This is a genomic window from Corynebacterium sp. LK2590, from assembly GCF_040946105.1.
GTDB lineage: Bacteria > Actinomycetota > Actinomycetes > Mycobacteriales > Mycobacteriaceae > Corynebacterium.
Map to the genome: position 1 here is coordinate 398,909 of NZ_JAYWMH010000001.1, position 15,841 is coordinate 414,749.

The window sequence follows — 15,841 nt, forward strand, 5'->3', positions numbered from 1 at the left end:
ACTAATTTAGTGAGCCGCAATGAACAGCGCTTGGCTAGGCGCATGGAACCGAAGTTCGTGAAGCGACGCCAGCGTGGCTTAGCCGTGCTGATCGCCTCCTTCGTGCTGATTATCGGCGCGATCGTCTATATCGGCGGCCAGATCCTGGTGGGCGACAAGGGCGGTTCGCGCACCGATTTCGAAGGGACGGGCAACGGCGTGACGCAGCTTATCCAGGTGCCGGAAGGTTCCTCCATCTCCCAGCTGGGCCCCGACTTGGTGGACAAGGGCGTGGTCAGGAGCGACGAGGCCTTCCAGACCGCGGCCGCCAACAACGTCGACGCCGGTTCCCTGCAGCCCGGGTTCTACCGCCTGCAGGAGGAGATGAGCGCGGAATCCGCCGTCAAGGCGTTGCTCGATCTAAACAACCAGGTGGATCTGCTCGACGTGCAGGGCGGTGCCACGCTCCAGGATGTCTCCGTCATCGGCGGCGACGTGCGCTACGGCATCTACTCCATGATTGAGAAGGTCACCTGCGAGGAAGGTAACTGCGTCAACAAGGACGAGCTCGAGCGCGTCGCCTCGACCGTGGACCCGGAGCAGCTGGGCGCGCCGGAATGGGCCGTCGGGCCGGTTAAGGCCCGCGGCGACGATCCCAAGCGCCTGGAAGGCCTCATCGCGCCCGGCCGCTACATTCTGGACCCGAACATGAGCGCCGAGGAGATCCTGACCGACCTGGTCTCGCGCTCGGCGGAGCAGTACAACGAGACCGACATTGTGGGCCGGGCCCAGGCCATCGGCGTGAGCCCCTACGAGCTGCTGACCTCTGCCTCCCTGGTTGAGCGCGAGGCGCCGGCCGGTGAGTTCGACAAGGTCGCTCGCGTCATCCTGAACCGCCTGGACGAGCCCATGCGCTTGGAGTTCGACTCCACCGTCAACTACGGGCTGGAGGACGTGGAGCTGGCCACCACCGACGAGGACCGCGAGCGCAAGACGCCGTGGAACACCTACGCCAAGGAAGGCCTGCCGGATACGCCGATCGCGTCGCCGTCGGAGGAGGCCATCCAGGCGATGGAGCACCCGGCCGAGGGCGAGTGGCTCTTCTTCGTTACCGTCGATGATCAGGGCACGACCGTGTTCACCAACAACTTCGACGAGCACCAGGAAAAGGTCCGCGAGGCCCTCGACTCCGGCATCCTGGACCACCAGCGCCAAGGCACCAACCCGGCGGATGCGGACAACGCCGAAAACTAGAACGCTATAAAGCTAGAAAGCTAGGAGGCCTCGGACATGCCACGCGCGGCGGTATTGGGTTCGCCCATCGACCATTCGCTCTCCCCGGTGCTGCACAACGCCGGCTACGCGGCCCTCGGCCTGGAGGACTGGGAGTACGGCCGGCAGGAGTGCACCGCCGAGCAGCTGCCCGGACTGGTGCGCGAGGCCGCGGCTGACGTGCGCGGCTTCTCCGTGACCATGCCCGGCAAGTTCGCCGCGGTGGAGGTCGCCGACGAGGTCACCGATCGGGCGCGGCTGCTCGGCTCGGCGAATACGCTGGTGCGGCTCGACGGCGGGCGTTGGCGGGCCGACAACACCGACACCGAGGGCGTTGTGGGCGCGCTGCAGCGCCTGCTGGGGGACCAGCAGGTCGGCGAGGCCGTGCTGATCGGCGCCGGCGGCACCGCGCGCCCGGCGCTGTGGGCGCTGGCCCAACGCGGGGTGGAAACCGTCACCGTGCTCAACCGCTCCGACCGTCGGGCCGAGCTCGATCCGCTGGCCCGTGAGCTCGGCCTCGAGCTGCGTACCACGGATTTCCACACCGACCTGGAGCAGCTGTCCCTGAACACCGGGGTCATCGTCTCCACGGTCCCGTCGGCGGCGCTGGAGGACGACCTGCTGGATCTGGCGCACGCGCCGGTACTCGACGTTATCTACGAGCCCTGGCCGACCCCGCTGACCGTGGCTGCGGCCGCGAACGGCTACGCGACGGTCAACGGGCATATCATGCTGGCGCACCAGGCCTTTAGCCAGTTCGAGCAGTTCACCGGCCGGCCCGCGCCGCAGGAAGAGATGATCTCCGCGCTCAACAACGCGCTGGCCGCCCGCCAAAGCTCGGTCATCAACCGCGCCAAACGCAGCTAGCCGCAAGGCGCCCTCCCCGGGCAGCCTCGCGCCAGATCCCCTAAGCTAGGTACCAAGAGCTAAAGCTTTGGGGGAGCGGGGGAATAGTTCATGGTGCACGCTGCGCCTAACGGGCCCGGATTGGGTGACCCACTACTGGTCAGTGCCGCACAGATCGCAGGCCTTGCGGCGCTGGCCGCCTGGGCCGCGGCGCTGTGCTGGTGGGATCTGCGCGCCCGGCGCCTGCCCAACTGGCTGACCCTGCCCGCCGGGGTGCTGGCGGTGCTCGCTCTGTTTATTAACCCCGCCTGGGCCGTGGGGCTGGTCTGGCCGGGCATCTACCTGGCCCAGGCGTTGCTGCCGGGCCCGGCCGGGGGCTTAGGCGGCGGGGATATCAAGCTCGCGCTCCCGCTCGGGGTCGCCTGCGCGGCGCTGGCCGGGGCCGCCGGGGTGCTCGCCGCGATGGTCATCGCCGGGCTGGTGACCCTGGCGGCCGGATTATTATGCAGCGCGACCAGCCGGCGGCCGGGCGCGGCCCGCGGCGGCATTCCCCATGGTCCGGCCATGCTCTTCGCAGCCGCCGCGGTAGCGGTGGGGAGGTGGGCCGCTACCCCCATTATGTAGACGGATGCACCACTTCACAGGGCCGGCGTGAAATAATGACAGCCATGCTTCGTTGGACAACTGCGGGAGAATCCCACGGGCAGGCGCTCATCGCGCTGCTTGAGCACCTGCCGGCCGGGGTTCCGATTACTAAGGACGAAATTGCGCAGCAATTATCGCGGAGGAGGCTCGGCTACGGCCGCGGCGCCCGAATGAAGTTCGAGGCCGATGAGCTGACCCTGCTCGCCGGCGTCCGCCACGGCAAGACGCTGGGCAGCCCCATCGCCGTGATGATCGGCAACACCGAGTGGCCGAAGTGGACCACCGTGATGAGCCCGGATCCGCTGGATATGGACGACGCGCAGGTCGCGGAAGCCATGCAGTCGGGCCGTGGGGCGGCGCTGACCCGCCCGCGCCCGGGGCACGCGGACTTCGCCGGCATGGTCAAATACGACCACGCCGAGGCGCGCCCCATCCTGGAGCGTTCCTCGGCCCGGGAGACCGCCGCCCGCGTGGCCGCGGCCACCTTCGCCCGCAACTTCCTGCGGGAGACCCTCGGCGTGGAAGTCATCTCCCACGTCATCTCCATCGGGGCCTCCGAGCCCTACGAAGGCCCGGCCCCAGCGCCCGCGGATCTTAGCGCCATCGATGCCTCCCCGGTGCGTTCCTTCGACAAGGCCGCCGAAGAGAGCATGGTCACCGAGATCGAAACCGCCAAGAAGCAGGGCGACACCCTGGGTGGCGTCGTGGAGGTCGTCGTCGACGGCCTGCCCATCGGCCTGGGCTCGCACATCAGCGGCGAGGACCGCCTCGACGCCCAGCTGGCGGCTGCGCTGATGGGCATCCAGGCCATCAAGGGCGTGGAGATCGGCGACGGCTTCGCCGAGGCCCGCCGCCGCGGGTCCGCCGCGCACGACGAGATGGTGCGCACCGACGACGGTGTCGACCGGCTCAGCAACCGCGCGGGCGGCCTCGAAGGCGGCATGACCAACGGGCAGCAGCTGCGGGTGCGGGCGGCCATGAAGCCGATTTCTACCGTGCCGCGCGCGCTGAAGACCGTGGACATGGCCGACGGCTCCGCCGCGACCGCCATCCACCAGCGCTCCGACGTGTGCGCCGTGCCCGCCGCCGGCGTGGTGGCCGAGGCCATGGTGGCACTCGTCGTCGCCCGCGCCGTGCTGGAGAAGTTCGGCGGCGACAGCCTGGCGGAGACCAAGCGCAACATCGCCGCGTACCAGGACTATGTTGCCGAGCGCTTGAGCTTCCCGCAGGATAAGCCTGAATCATAACGACTAAGAACAGTGGAAAGGCCAGGACTACGATGACCGTACCTCCTCTAGCGACGGGAGCTCCGCGACCGCTGGCGGTGCTGGTGGGGCCGCCCGGCGCCGGTAAATCCACCATCGGGCGCCGGCTCGCTCGGGCCCTGAACGTGGGGCTGGTGGACTCGGATCAGCTGATCGAGGTCGCCCACGGCAAGCCCTGCGGCGAGGTTTTCGCCGAGCTGGGCGAGGAAGCCTTCCGCCGCGAGGAAGAAGAGCACGTGGCAGAGGCCCTGTCGGCCGGCGGCGTGGTCAGTCTCGGCGGGGGAGCCGTAGTCAGCCCGGCGACCCGGGACCTTCTGGAGCGCCACACCGTCATCTGGGTGGAAGTCAGCGCCGAAGAAGGGGTGCGCCGCACCTCCAGCAACAACTCCCGCCCGGTCCTGCAGTCCGCGGATCCGCTGGCGCGCTACCAGGAGCTACTGGACCAGCGCGCCGATTTCTACCGCGAGGTCGCCGACTACCGCGCCCGCACCGACGGGCGCAGCCCGCAGCAGGTCGTCGGGGATATCCTCGGGTTCTTGGAGACCCTCTAGACACACCCGCCCGGGTCGGAGCTCGGCCCGGGCGCGCACCAGCACACCACAACCTACTTCTTGTCGAGGAGAAGCCCATGTCCGTCATCCCGGTCAACGGTCCGGCCCCCTATCACGTCCACATTGGTCACGGCCTAGCCCCGGCCATCGTGGAGACCATCCGCGACTCCGGGGCAGCGCAGGTAGCCATCCTCTGCCCGGAGGTCTTAAGCGCTTCCGCCCGCCGGCTGGCCGATGCCGCGGAGGCCGCCGGGGTGCGCTGCCACGTGTGGCTGCTGCCGGACGCCGAGCGCGCCAAGCAGCTCAGCGTGGTCAGCGAGCTCTGGGACAAGCTCGGGGCGGCCAGCTTCGGCCGGCAGGACCTCATCGTCGGTTTCGGCGGCGGCGCGACCACGGATTTGGCGGGCTTCGTCGCGGCGACCTGGATGCGCGGCATCCGCGTGGTGCAGGTGCCGACGACGCTGCTGGCCATGGTGGACGCCGCCGTCGGCGGCAAGACCGGCATCAACACCGCGGCCGGCAAGAACCTGGTCGGCTCCTTCCACGAGCCCCTAGCCGTCTTCGCGGACATCGAGGTGCTGCGCAGCCTTCCGGCAGAAGAGATGGTGGCCGGCTCGGCGGAAATCATCAAGACCGGCTTCATCCACGACCCGGAGATCATCGAGCTCTACCGCCGCGATCCGGCCGCCTGCCTGGACCCGGACGGTGCCCTGCCGGAGCTCATCGCCCGTTCGGTAGCGGTCAAGGCCCGCGTGGTGGGCGAGGACCTCAAGGAGTCCGGCCTGCGGGAGACTCTGAACTACGGGCACACCTTCGGGCATGCCATCGAGCGCGCGGAGGATTACTCCTGGCGGCACGGTAACGCGGTGGCCGTGGGCATGATGTTCGTCGCGCACCTGGCCGAGGCCCGCGGGCTCATCGACGCCGAGGTGGTCGACCTGCACCGAACCATCCTCGAGTCCGTCGGCCTGCCGGTGGCCTACCGCGACGGCCAGTGGCCGGAGCTGCACGCGGCCATGCGCCACGATAAGAAGAACCGCGACGGGAAAATCCGCTTCGTGGCCTTGACTGCGGTGGGGGCTACCACCCGCATCGAGGGGCCGAGCGACGAGGAGCTGCGCCAAGCTTTTGAGAAGGTGAGCAACTAATGCAGGTAGTCATCATTAACGGGCCCAACCTGAACCGGCTCGGCAAGCGCCAGCCGGACGTCTACGGCACGACCACCCTGGCCGATATCGAGGAGATGATCGGCCAGCGCGGGGAGAAGCTGCGCGCGGCCGGCGCGGAGATCGAGCTGGACTTCTTCCAGTCGAACCACGAGGGCGACATCATCGAGCGCGTTCATGCCGCCGCCGACGCCGGGGCCGGTGTGATCATCAACCCCGGGGCCTTTACCCACACCTCCGTGGCCATCCGCGATGCCCTCGCGGAAATCGCCGACGGGGCGGGCTTCGTCGAGGTCCACCTGTCCAACGTGCACGCCCGAGAAGAATTCCGGCATCATTCCTATCTGTCCGGCATCGCCCGCGGCGTCATCGCCGGCCTGGGCCCGGTCGGCTACCTCGCGGCGCTGGAATACCTGACCGCCGAGGTCTAAGCCCCCGCCGCGGCCCAGCCGGTGTGAAAACGGTTACCGTGTCCGGGGACACAGGCTAGAATGGGTGTCCTACGCGGTGGGCCTTTCTAAGGCCTGCCTTTAGTGCATTGTCCGAGCGGAAAGGATTAACCATGGCCTTGGCAGATACTCGTTTCAGCGACCGGCGCCGCAAGCTGGCGGCGAAGCTAGCCGGGCAGCGCATCGACGCGATTTTGGTCACGGACCTGATTCACGTGCGCTACCTGTCGAATTTCTCCGGCTCGAACGGCGCGCTGCTGCTGAAGAAGGATCTCTCCGCCGCGATTGCCACCGACGGGCGGTACACCACCCAGATCAAGCAGGAAGTGCCGGACATCGAGCCGATCATCGAGCGCGGCGTCGGCACGGCCCTGCTCAAGACCTTGGAAGGCCAGGGGCCGCTGCGGGTCTGTTTCGAGGCCGACACGGTCTCGGTCAACCAGCACGCGGCACTCGAGAAGGCCTGCCCGGAGGACGTGACCCTGGTGCCGATCTCCGGCGTGATTGAGGAGATCCGCCTCTACAAGGATCCGCTCGAGCTGGAACGCCTGGACTCCCTGGCGCAGCTGGCCACCGATGCCTTCGAGGAGATGCTGGCCGCCGGCGAGGTGCGCGCGGGCCGCACCGAGCGCCAGATCGCGGCCGACCTGGAGTACCGGATGCGCGCGGCCGGCGCGGAGCGCACCAGCTTCGACACCATCGTGGCCTCCGGCCCGAACTCCGCGCTGCCGCACCACGGCGCCGACGACCGCGTGCTCGAAGACGGCGACCTGGTCACCATCGACTTCGGCGCCCACCTGCGCGGCTTCAACTCCGATATGACGCGCACCGTCGTCATCGGCCAGCCTAACGACTTCGCCCGGGAAATCTACGACGTGGTCAAGCGCTCTCAGGAAGCCGGCGTGGCGGCGGCGACCCCGGGCACCGCACTCGCGGACGTGGACAAGGCCTGCCGCGACGTCATCGAGGAGGCCGGCTACGGCGAGTACTTCGTCCACTCCACCGGCCACGGCGTGGGCCTGCTGGTCCACGAGGCACCCGCGGCCGCCCGCAATGCCAAGGGCACCCTGGCCGCGGGCATGACGCTGACCATCGAGCCCGGCATCTACGTGCCCGGCAAGGGCGGCGTGCGGATCGAGGACACGCTGATTATCACGGACGGCGCGCCGACGATCATCACCCGCTCGCCGAAGGAACTGCGTTCCTTCTAGCCGCCGCTGGTCCTTCCGCATTTAAAAAGTGGGCGCCGGTTTTACACGCATTCCGGCAGGGATAGTAAACTGGCAAGACGTAACTTTTAATCCAACAGACTTCGGGAGATTGATTCGTGGCTGATACCACCGCATTCAAGAACGGTCTTGTTCTAAAGATTGACAATAAGCTCCAGCAGATTATTGAGTTCCAGCACGTCAAGCCGGGCAAGGGCCCCGCTTTCGTGCGCACCAAGCTCAAGGACGTTGTCTCGGGCAAGGTCACGGATAAGACGTGGAACGCCGGCGCCAAGGTCGAGACCGCGACGGTGGACCGCCGCGACATGACCTACCTGTACCACGACGGCAGCAACTACGTCGTCATGGACGACAAGAACTTCGAGCAGGTCGAGCTGAGCCCGGACAAGTTCGGCGACGCCGCCAAGTTCCTGCTGGAGAACATGCGCGTGCAGGTCTCCTTCCACGAGGGCGAGCCGCTGTTCGCCGAGCTGCCGATCAACGTTGACCTGAAGGTCGAGCACACCGATCCGGGCCTGCAGGGCGACCGCTCCAACGGCGGCACCAAGCCGGCCACCCTGGAGACCGGCGCGGAGATCCAGGTCCCGCTGTTCATCGAGACCGGCAACGTGCTCAAGGTTGATACCCGGACGGGCGAGTACCTGTCCCGCGTCAGCAACTAGCGTGCAGCAAGATTCAAAGAAGGACCCAGTGACGGAAGAAAATAACGAGCAGCACAGCTCGTCTCCCGAGCGTGTGTCCCGTAACCGTCGCCACGGCGCGCGGTACCGGGCACGGCGGCGTGCCGCCGACATCCTCTACGAGGCAGAAAACCGCGACATCGATCCGGTGGCCATCGTGGAAGAGCGAAAGGGCCTAGCCCTGGAAGGCGAGCACGGCGTTGCGCCGATCGCGGACTACACCGCCGAGATCGTCCAAGGCGTGGCCGAAGAGCTGGACGATATCGATGACGCGATCGCCCGCTACCTCTCCGACGATTGGCGCCTGGACCGGCTGCCTCCCGTCGAGCGCGCCATCCTGCGCGTGTCCACCTGGGAGCTGCTGTTCAACCCGGAGGTGCCGCTGGCTACCGCGGTGACCGAGGGCGTGGAGCTGGCCAGCGAATACTCGCACATCAAGGCCGCACCGTACATCAACGCCGTCCTCGACGACATCGCGCAGTCCCGCCGCACCGGCAGCCCGATGGCCGCCGAGCAGGACCTAGATGCCGCCGATGCCGACGAAGACCCAACGAGCACCGACGACGTCACCGAAGCAACGGAGCCGGCCGCTGCCGAGACCCCGGCCGCCGCGCCGGCCGCACCCGAGCCCGAAGCCGAAGAGGCTGAGTCTGCGGATTCCCCGGAAGGGGAGAAGGACTCGCCGGCCGAGTAGCCGCTGAGCCGGCCTCCGGCTGCTGGCCGCGAAAACTAAAAAGCTGGCTGCCTTTCCCATCCACCCGCGCTAATGCGCGAGGTTGGTGAAGGAGGGCAGCCAGCTTTTGTGCTGTCTGGGCTTTTTAGTTTTCGCCGCCGGCTTCCTGGGCGGTCTCGGAGCCCATCTTGGCCATTTCCTCGGCGGCGGAGACCATGGCGTTCTGCGAGCCGATGACGCCGTCGACGGCGGCCTGGAGCGCGGCGGTCAGCTGGCCGTCGGTCGCGCCGGCGGCCACCGGCAGGTCGCGCTCGGAACGCACGATGAGCATGTCCTCGTGCTCGGCGATGGCCACTCGGGCGCCGAAGGAGACCGAGTTGATCTGGTTGGCCGCCAGGAAGAGCCCGGCATCAGCCTGCGAGAAGGAAGCGTCGGTAGCCACGTCGCAGCGGACGATGACCACGGAGTCCAGCACTGCGAACATGCACGGCAGGCCGTTGAGGTTGGCCGTGGCGGCGTCGTTGCGGCCCTCGATCTTTTCCAGCTCGATCTCGAAGGTGCGCATCGCGTCGATGACGCGGTCCAGGGTGACCTCCGGCAGGGCGGTGTCGGTGGGATTCTGGTTAGTCATTGTGCTCCTCCCAAGTCACGAGTTCCGGGTACTGCTGTTCCAGCCAGTTAAACGACTGCACGACGGCGTCCAAGGTGGACATCACGAAGGCGCCGACCTGGTTGCGGGACAGGCCCTGGCTGATGTTGAGCTCGCGCACGGCGGAGACGGCCAGGCTGCCCTCGCCGGTCTCAAAGAAACGTAGGGTCGGGGCGAAGTGCTCGGTGTTCCACTGGTTGAGCTGGGCCAGGACCTTCGGGCCCTCGGAGGCTGGCACGTCGCCGCGCCACACCGAATCCAGGATGAGGGTGTTTTCCCGCACCTGCATGGCGATGGCGGCGTTGGAAAAACCGGTCCGCAGGATGTCGATGGTCTCCTCGTCGCTAACCGGCTGGTTTTCCATCCGGTACTGCAGCTTTTCGGCGTCGAAGATCTCCGCGACGCGGGCGAGGGTCACCGGCTCCACTGGGGTGTCCGGGTGCAATTGGGGTTGTTCATCAGTCACTGGGACAAAATCCAAACTTGTAGCTTAAAGGGGGTCGAATATCATTCGTTACCTGCCGAGGCCCCGGCCAGTCCGTGCCGGCTAAGCCGGCGGGACGCCGAGGTATTCGGCGGGTAACCCGTCCATCCAGCATAACGGAGAGCAATCCGGCGTGGGGCGCGGGCGGCTAGTTCGCGTCTGCGGGCTGCCAGAGGCGCTGGTTGCCCAGCTCGTGGGCGAAGGTGTCCTGGATAGTGCCAAAGCGCATGACGTGGCCGTGCTGTTGCAGTTTGGCCGGGGCCACGCGCTGGTCGGCCAGCGCTAGTTCCTGGGCGCCCTCCTTGCCCAGCAGCAGGGCCGGGCCGAGGGCGGGGATGGGGATGACGGCCGGGCGCTTGAGCTGTTCGGCCAGGGCCTGGGTCATCTCCCGGTTGAGCACCGGGGCAGTCGAGGCCGCGTTGACGGGCCCGGACAAGGCCGTGTCGAAGATGGCGCGGGTATAGATATCGCACAGGTCGTCAAAGGCGACCCAGGAAAACCAGAAGTCCCCGTCGCCGAAGGAGCCGCCCAGGCCGGTGGAAAAGAGTGCGCGCAGCAGCGGTAGCAGGCCGCTGGCCCCGGTCAGGGCGATACCCGTGCGGATGTTGACCACGCGCTTGCCGGCCTCACGAGCCTCGGCGGTGGCGGCCTCCCAGTCGCGGACCACCTCGGCCAGGAAACCGTCGCCGCTAGCGGAGTCCTCGGTGAGCACCTCGTCGCCGCGGTCGTTGCCGTAGTAGCCGATGGCTGAGGCGCAGACGAAGGTGTGGGTATCCGGGCTAGCGGCCACCAGCTGGGCCAGCTTGCGAGTGGGCCCCACGCGGGAGTCGCGGATTTCCTGCTTGTGCTTGTCGTTGAAGCGGCCGAAGATGGGCTCGCCGGCCAGGTGGACCAGCACGTCGACGTCGTCGAGCAGGTTGCGCGACGGCGAGTTCGGGTTCCAGGTGCGCTGGCCCTCCTTGGCCTCCGAGCGGACCAGCTGGATAACGCGGTGGCCCAGCGTGGTCAGCTGGGCAGTCAGTGCGCGCCCGACGGAGCCGCGGGAGCCGGTAATTGCCACGGTTAGCGGGCGGGTCTCGGTTGCCAGGACGTCGATGCCCTGATCCCGCAGCTGGTTGATGAAGTTGAAGTCCCCGATTAGCTTGTGCTGCCGGTAGGCGAAAGAGGCCTCCAGCGCGCTATCGGGGATGCGGGTGTCCACCGTGTCTGTAATCAGCGTGCCGTCGGCGTGATCGGCGAAGTGGTGGTCGTGGCGCCACGAGGCCAGCCGCTTGAGTGGGGCGGAGACGCACACGTCGCTGAAGGACACCCCGCGGCGGTACCGGGACAAGTCGTGGCGGGCCACCCACTTGAGCCCGGCGGGCAGGGAAAACACGGTGGTGCCGTCCGCCAGGCTGCGGGCCTGCTCCCGCGGGGCCATGGGGAGGAAGGGCGGGGTCAGGCGGCTCACGGCGCCGGGACGGGTGTGCCAATCCCATACCTGCTCGCGGTCGGCGGGGATGACGTGTTGTGCCTGGAATGTCACGGTGTTGAAGAACTCCTTTAAAAAGTCCGGGTATTCGGTGGAGTGTAACCAACTATTGTCCCAGTTTTTGGCCGGCCGCGCGCTCGGCCCGCCCCCGAGTTCGGGGGAGGATGTGTTTCAGCTACGCGCAGGGGTGCGATCGGGGTACCGAGGCTGCTAAAATTCGCCTTAGCACGAGCGGGGAAGGCGACGCCTCGTACCCGGCTACGTGAATAATTTCATCTGACCCTTATTCGACATCCTTTAAAGACCGCACCGTGAGGCGGGGAAGGAGGTCACGATGAGTGGTTCCGACACCTCCGCGGAGTCCACTGAGCTGCTGAGCTCAGACGACGTCGCGCGCACTGTCGCACGCATCGCGCACCAAATCATTGAAAAGACGGCCCTTGATGAGGCCGACGCGAACCCAGTCGTTTTGCTGGGCATCCCTTCCGGTGGTGTGCCTTTGGCCCACCGGCTGGCAGAAAAGATCGAAGAATTCGCCGGGGTGACCGTGCCGTGCGGCTCCCTGGATATCACCCTCTACCGCGACGACCTGCGTTCCAAACCGCACCGCGCCCTGCAGCCGACCCGGATCCCCGGCGGCGGCATCGACGGCACGACTGTCATCCTGGTCGACGACGTCCTGTTTTCCGGCCGCACCATCCGCGCCGCCCTGGACGCCCTGTCCGATGTGGGGCGCCCCCGCATTATCCAGCTGGCGTGCCTGGTCGATCGCGGGCACCGTGAGGTCCCGATCCGCGCCGACTACGTGGGCAAGAACATCCCCACTTCGCGCGACGAGGACATTGCCGTCTACAGCCGCGACCTTGATGACCGCGACGCGGTCGTGCTGACCCGCGTTAACCGGGAGGATTAGTCATGAAGCACCTACTCGATATTGCTGACGTCAGTGCGACCGACCTGGTGGCGCTTCTGGACGAGGCAGACCGTTTCAAAGAGGTCCTCGACGGCCGCGAGGTCAAGAAGCTGCCGACCTTGCGCGGACGGACCATCTACACCCTGTTCTACGAGAACTCCACGCGTACCCGCTCGTCGTTCGAGACCGCCGGCAAGTGGATGTCGGCCGACGTCATTAACCTGTCGGCCTCGACGTCCTCGGTGAAAAAGGGCGAGTCCCTGCGCGATACCGGCCTGACCCTGGCCGCCATCGGCGCGGACGCCATCATCATCCGCCACCCGTCCTCGGGCGCGCCGCAGCAGCTGGCCCAGTGGGTGGCCCCGGACGGTAACGGCCCGTCGGTCATCAACGCCGGCGACGGCGCGCACCAGCACCCGACCCAGGCCTTGCTGGATGCGGTGACCATGCGCCAGCGCCTGGGCATTACCGGCGGGAACTTCTCCGGCCTGCGCGTGAAGATTGTGGGCGACTGCCTGCACTCGCGCGTGGTGCGCTCCAACGTGGACCTGCTCACCAAGCTCGGCGCGGAGGTCACCCTGGTCGCCCCGGCCACCCTGCTGCCGAACGGCGTGGAGAACTGGCCGGTGCGCGTGGCCTACGACTTCGACGCGGAGCTGGCCGATGCCGACGTGGTCATGATGCTGCGCGTGCAGGCCGAGCGCATGCACGGCGGTTTCTTCCCGTCGCACCGCGAATACGCCAACCTCTACGGCCTGTCGCCGCAGCGCGCGGCCCAGATGAAAAAGGACGCCATCATCATGCACCCGGGCCCGATGCTCCGCGGCATGGAAATCAACTACCAGGTGGCTGACTACGACAACACCGCCGTCCTGCAGCAGGTCAACAACGGCGTGCACCTGCGCATGGCAGTCTTGTTCACTTTGCTCGCCGGCGGCGAAAGCTCGGCGGAATAGGAGAAAATACTCATGACCAACACTTCTCAATTCCCGGCTACCGGCGCCACCCACCCGGCGCCGCAGCGCCCGTTGCTTATCACCAACGTCCGCCCCTACGGCGAGGGCGACCCGGTCGACGTCCTGGTCCGCGACGGCGTCATCGCCGAGATCGGCGCGGGCCTGACCGAGAAGCTGGCCGGCGACGAAACCCAGCAGGCCGAGGTCATCGACGGCGCGGGCAACGTCCTGCTGCCGGGCCTGGTGGACATGCACGTCCACCTGCGCGAGCCGGGCCGCGAGGACACCGAGACCATCGAGACCGGTTCCCAGGCTGCGGCCAAGGGCGGGTTCACCGCCGTGTTCACCATGGCCAATACCAACCCGGTCACGGACCAGCCGGTCATCGCCGAGTCCATCTGGGCCAAGGCCCAGCGCATTGGCACCTGCGACGTGCACCCGGTGGGCTCTATCACCAAGGGGCTCGAGGGCAAGACGCTGACCGAGTTCGGCATGATGGCCCGCAGCGACGCCAAGGTGCGGATGTTCTCCGACGACGGCAAGTGCGTGGCCGACCCGCAGCTGATGCGCCGCGCCCTGGAATACGCCAAGGGCTTGGACGTCCTGCTGGCCCAGCACGCCGAGGAGCCGCGGCTGACCGACGGGGCAGTGGCGCACGAAGGCGAGACCGCCGCGAAGCTGGGGCTGACCGGCTGGCCGCGGGTCGCCGAGGAATCCATCGTGGCCCGCGACGCCCTGCTGGCCCGCGACTACGGCAACCGCGTGCACATCTGCCACGCCTCGACCACCGGCACGGTGGAGCTGCTCAAGTGGGCGAAGTCCCAGGACATCCCCCTGACCGCTGAGGTGACCCCGCACCACCTGCTGCTGACCGACGACAAGCTGCACACCTACGACGGTGTTTTCCGCGTCAACCCGCCGCTGCGCGAGGAGCACGACACGCAGGCGCTGCGCCAGGCGCTGCTGGACGGGGTCATCGACTGCGTGGCCACCGACCACGCGCCGCACGGCGCCGAGGACAAGTGCGTGGAGTTCGAAAACGCCAAGCCGGGCATGCTCGGCCTGGAGTCCTCGCTGGCGATCATCGCCAAGATCTTCGTCGCTTCCGGCCTGGCCGACTGGCGTTTCGTCGCCCGCGTGATGTCCGAGCGCCCGGCGGAGATCACCCGCCTGCCGGGCCAGGGGCGCCCGATCGCGGTGGGCGAGCCCGCCAACCTGGCGCTCGTGGACCCGAACAGCCCGTGGACCTCGGACTCGACGCGGCTGGCCTCCAAGGCGCGGAATAACCCCTATGAGGGGGAGGAATTCAACGCGCAGGTTACCCACACCATCCTGCGTGGCGCGGTGACGTACTCCCGCGGGGCTGACGACTAAAGTCAGTCGTGGAAGAAATACATCAGACCGCATATAATACTTTTCAAGATTTCCTAGTCAGCGAAAGGCACATTCATGACTGACTCCGCCCACACCTCTACGCCGGCCATCCTGGTCTTGGCCGACGGCCGTACGTTCCGCGGCTTCGGCTTCGGCGCCACCGGAACCACCCTCGGCGAGGCCGTGTTTACCACCGGCATGACCGGCTACCAGGAGACCATGACGGACCCGTCCTACCACCGCCAGATCGTGGTGACGACCGCCCCGCAGATCGGCAACACCGGCTGGAACGACGAGGACAACGAGTCCCGCGGCAACCGCATCTGGGTGGCCGGCCTGGTCATCCGCGACCTGGCCCACCGCGTGTCCAACTGGCGCGCCGAGCGCAGCCTGCCCGAGGAGATGGAAGCCCAGAACATCATCGGCATCCGCGGCGTGGACACCCGCTCCCTGGTCCGCCACCTGCGCAACTACGGCTCCATCGCCGCCGGCATCTTCAGCGGCGAGGCCGCCGAGCGCGACGTCGAGGAGCTGCTCGCCGAGGTCAAGGGCCAAGACGCCATGGAAGGCGCCGACCTGTCCGGCGAGGTGACCACCGAAGCGCCGTACACCGTCGAAGCGGAAGGTCAGAAGCGTTACACCGTCGTCGCCTACGACATGGGTATTAAGTCCGCCACCCCGCGCCACTTCGCCCGCCGCGGCATCGAGACCGTCGTCGTGCCCTCGGGCACCCCGCTCAAGGAGATTGAGCAGTACCACCCGGACGGGGTATTCATCTCCAACGGGCCGGGCGACCCGGCCACGGCCGACGAGATGGTCGGCATCGTCCGCGACATCCTGTCCGCCGGTTACCCGTTCTTCGGCATCTGCTTCGGCAATCAGCTGCTCGGCCGCGCGCTGGGCCTGGGCACCTACAAGATGAAGTTCGGCCACCGTGGCATCAACGTCCCGGTGCAAAACCACCTGACGGGCAAGATCGACATCACCTCCCAGAACCACGGCTTCGCGCTGGAAAACCCGACCGGAAAGCCGGGCGGGGAGTTCGAGTCGGACTTCGGGCCGGCCATCATCACCCACACCTGCCTCAACGACGGCACCGTCGAGGGCGTGGCGCTCAAGAGCGGCAAGGCTTATTCCGTGCAGTACCACCCGGAATCCGCCGCCGGCCCCCACGACGCCAACCCGCTGTTTGACCAGTTCATCGAGCTGCTCAGCCAGCGTGCAGAAAACAAGTAAAGA

Annotated in this window: 16 protein-coding genes and 1 pseudogene; 14 read left to right on the forward strand and 3 right to left on the reverse strand. The window is 67.3% G+C overall.

From position 1 onward, the window contains the following. Positions 1 to 42 precede the first annotated feature (42 nt). From mltG to nusB, 10 genes and pseudogenes are all read left to right on the forward strand, one after another. Complete coding sequence (gene mltG, locus VVR85_RS01850; protein ID WP_368519425.1) at positions 43 to 1,233, forward strand: endolytic transglycosylase MltG; 1,191 nt, start codon at positions 43 to 45, stop codon at positions 1,231 to 1,233. Positions 1,234 to 1,269: 36 nt separating this feature from the next. Next, a complete protein-coding gene (locus tag VVR85_RS01855; RefSeq protein ID WP_368519256.1) occupies positions 1,270 to 2,118 on the forward strand; it encodes a shikimate dehydrogenase in 849 nt (282 codons plus the stop codon). Positions 2,119 to 2,238: 120 nt separating this feature from the next. Further along, entirely contained in the window at positions 2,239 to 2,721 is a 483-nt protein-coding gene (locus VVR85_RS01860) for a prepilin peptidase (RefSeq protein ID WP_368519257.1), read from the forward strand. A gap of 44 nt (positions 2,722 to 2,765) precedes the next feature. Continuing rightward, positions 2,766 to 3,989 carry a chorismate synthase gene (gene aroC, locus VVR85_RS01865; protein ID WP_368519258.1) on the forward strand — a complete coding sequence of 408 codons (1,224 nt, stop codon included), beginning with the start codon at positions 2,766 to 2,768 and terminating at the stop codon, positions 3,987 to 3,989. A 32-nt stretch (positions 3,990 to 4,021) separates the two neighbouring features. After that, positions 4,022 to 4,558: a shikimate kinase gene (locus VVR85_RS01870; RefSeq protein ID WP_368519259.1), complete on the forward strand. Its 537-nt coding sequence runs from the start codon at positions 4,022 to 4,024 to the stop codon at positions 4,556 to 4,558. 77 nt (positions 4,559 to 4,635) lie between these two features. Continuing rightward, positions 4,636 to 5,706 (forward strand): 3-dehydroquinate synthase, encoded by a 1,071-nt coding sequence (gene aroB, locus VVR85_RS01875; RefSeq protein ID WP_368519260.1) that lies wholly within the window; start codon positions 4,636 to 4,638, stop codon positions 5,704 to 5,706. After that, a complete protein-coding gene (gene aroQ, locus VVR85_RS01880; RefSeq protein WP_368519261.1) occupies positions 5,706 to 6,155 on the forward strand; it encodes a type II 3-dehydroquinate dehydratase in 450 nt (149 codons plus the stop codon). Before aroB ends, aroQ begins: the two co-directional genes overlap by 1 nt. Before the next feature lie 131 nt (positions 6,156 to 6,286). After that, positions 6,287 to 7,384, forward strand: a complete 1,098-nt coding sequence (locus VVR85_RS01885) for a M24 family metallopeptidase (RefSeq protein ID WP_368519262.1) — start codon at positions 6,287 to 6,289, stop codon at positions 7,382 to 7,384. A 116-nt stretch (positions 7,385 to 7,500) separates the two neighbouring features. Beyond that, positions 7,501 to 8,064: an elongation factor P gene (efp, locus tag VVR85_RS01890; protein WP_368519263.1), complete on the forward strand. Its 564-nt coding sequence runs from the start codon at positions 7,501 to 7,503 to the stop codon at positions 8,062 to 8,064. Positions 8,065 to 8,137: 73 nt separating this feature from the next. Then, positions 8,138 to 8,641, forward strand: a pseudogene (gene nusB, locus VVR85_RS01895) (transcription antitermination factor NusB); the annotation flags it as partial. Positions 8,642 to 8,900: 259 nt separating this feature from the next. On the opposite strand, the gene VVR85_RS01900 reads toward nusB, so the two are convergent. The 3 genes from VVR85_RS01900 to VVR85_RS01910 all read right to left on the reverse strand — a co-directional run bounded on the left by VVR85_RS01900 (position 8,901) and on the right by VVR85_RS01910 (position 11,413). Next, positions 8,901 to 9,386, reverse strand: coding sequence for a YbjN domain-containing protein (locus tag VVR85_RS01900; RefSeq protein WP_368519264.1), 486 nt, complete (start codon positions 9,384 to 9,386; stop codon positions 8,901 to 8,903). After that, entirely contained in the window at positions 9,379 to 9,870 is a 492-nt protein-coding gene (locus VVR85_RS01905; protein ID WP_368519265.1) for a YbjN domain-containing protein, read from the reverse strand. The genes VVR85_RS01900 and VVR85_RS01905 overlap by 8 nt, the downstream gene beginning before the upstream one ends. 166 nt (positions 9,871 to 10,036) lie before the next feature. Beyond that, positions 10,037 to 11,413 (reverse strand): TIGR01777 family oxidoreductase, encoded by a 1,377-nt coding sequence (locus tag VVR85_RS01910; RefSeq protein WP_368519266.1) that lies wholly within the window; start codon positions 11,411 to 11,413, stop codon positions 10,037 to 10,039. Between the two features lie 280 nt (positions 11,414 to 11,693). On the opposite strand from VVR85_RS01910, the gene pyrR reads away from it, so the two are divergent. From pyrR to carA, 4 genes are all read left to right on the forward strand, one after another. Further along, positions 11,694 to 12,272, forward strand: coding sequence for a bifunctional pyr operon transcriptional regulator/uracil phosphoribosyltransferase PyrR (pyrR, locus tag VVR85_RS01915; RefSeq protein ID WP_368519267.1), 579 nt, complete (start codon positions 11,694 to 11,696; stop codon positions 12,270 to 12,272). Between the two features lie 2 nt (positions 12,273 to 12,274). Beyond that, a complete protein-coding gene (locus VVR85_RS01920) occupies positions 12,275 to 13,228 on the forward strand; it encodes an aspartate carbamoyltransferase catalytic subunit (RefSeq protein WP_368519268.1) in 954 nt (317 codons plus the stop codon). A 12-nt stretch (positions 13,229 to 13,240) separates the two neighbouring features. After that, positions 13,241 to 14,602 (forward strand): dihydroorotase, encoded by a 1,362-nt coding sequence (locus tag VVR85_RS01925; RefSeq protein WP_368519269.1) that lies wholly within the window; start codon positions 13,241 to 13,243, stop codon positions 14,600 to 14,602. Positions 14,603 to 14,677: 75 nt separating this feature from the next. Further along, positions 14,678 to 15,838 (forward strand): glutamine-hydrolyzing carbamoyl-phosphate synthase small subunit, encoded by a 1,161-nt coding sequence (carA, locus tag VVR85_RS01930; RefSeq protein ID WP_368519270.1) that lies wholly within the window; start codon positions 14,678 to 14,680, stop codon positions 15,836 to 15,838. The last annotated feature ends 3 nt before the right edge of the window (positions 15,839 to 15,841 follow it).

What these genes read in the sequence shown, in the direction of transcription:
- VVR85_RS01855 (WP_368519256.1), top strand. Translation starts at nt 1,270, where the DNA reads ATGCCACGCGCGGCGGTATTGGGTTCGCCCATCGACCATTCGCTCTCC.
- VVR85_RS01900 (WP_368519264.1), bottom strand. Translation starts at nt 9,386, where the DNA reads ATGACTAACCAGAATCCCACCGACACCGCCCTGCCGGAGGTCACCCTG.
- aroB (WP_368519260.1), top strand. Translation starts at nt 4,636, where the DNA reads ATGTCCGTCATCCCGGTCAACGGTCCGGCCCCCTATCACGTCCACATT.
- VVR85_RS01925 (WP_368519269.1), top strand. Translation starts at nt 13,241, where the DNA reads ATGACCAACACTTCTCAATTCCCGGCTACCGGCGCCACCCACCCGGCG.
- VVR85_RS01885 (WP_368519262.1), top strand. Translation starts at nt 6,287, where the DNA reads ATGGCCTTGGCAGATACTCGTTTCAGCGACCGGCGCCGCAAGCTGGCG.
- VVR85_RS01920 (WP_368519268.1), top strand. Translation starts at nt 12,275, where the DNA reads ATGAAGCACCTACTCGATATTGCTGACGTCAGTGCGACCGACCTGGTG.
- pyrR (WP_368519267.1), top strand. Translation starts at nt 11,694, where the DNA reads ATGAGTGGTTCCGACACCTCCGCGGAGTCCACTGAGCTGCTGAGCTCA.
- aroQ (WP_368519261.1), top strand. Translation starts at nt 5,706, where the DNA reads ATGCAGGTAGTCATCATTAACGGGCCCAACCTGAACCGGCTCGGCAAG.
- VVR85_RS01870 (WP_368519259.1), top strand. Translation starts at nt 4,022, where the DNA reads ATGACCGTACCTCCTCTAGCGACGGGAGCTCCGCGACCGCTGGCGGTG.
- aroC (WP_368519258.1), top strand. Translation starts at nt 2,766, where the DNA reads ATGCTTCGTTGGACAACTGCGGGAGAATCCCACGGGCAGGCGCTCATC.
- mltG (WP_368519425.1), top strand. Translation starts at nt 43, where the DNA reads ATGGAACCGAAGTTCGTGAAGCGACGCCAGCGTGGCTTAGCCGTGCTG.
- carA (WP_368519270.1), top strand. Translation starts at nt 14,678, where the DNA reads ATGACTGACTCCGCCCACACCTCTACGCCGGCCATCCTGGTCTTGGCC.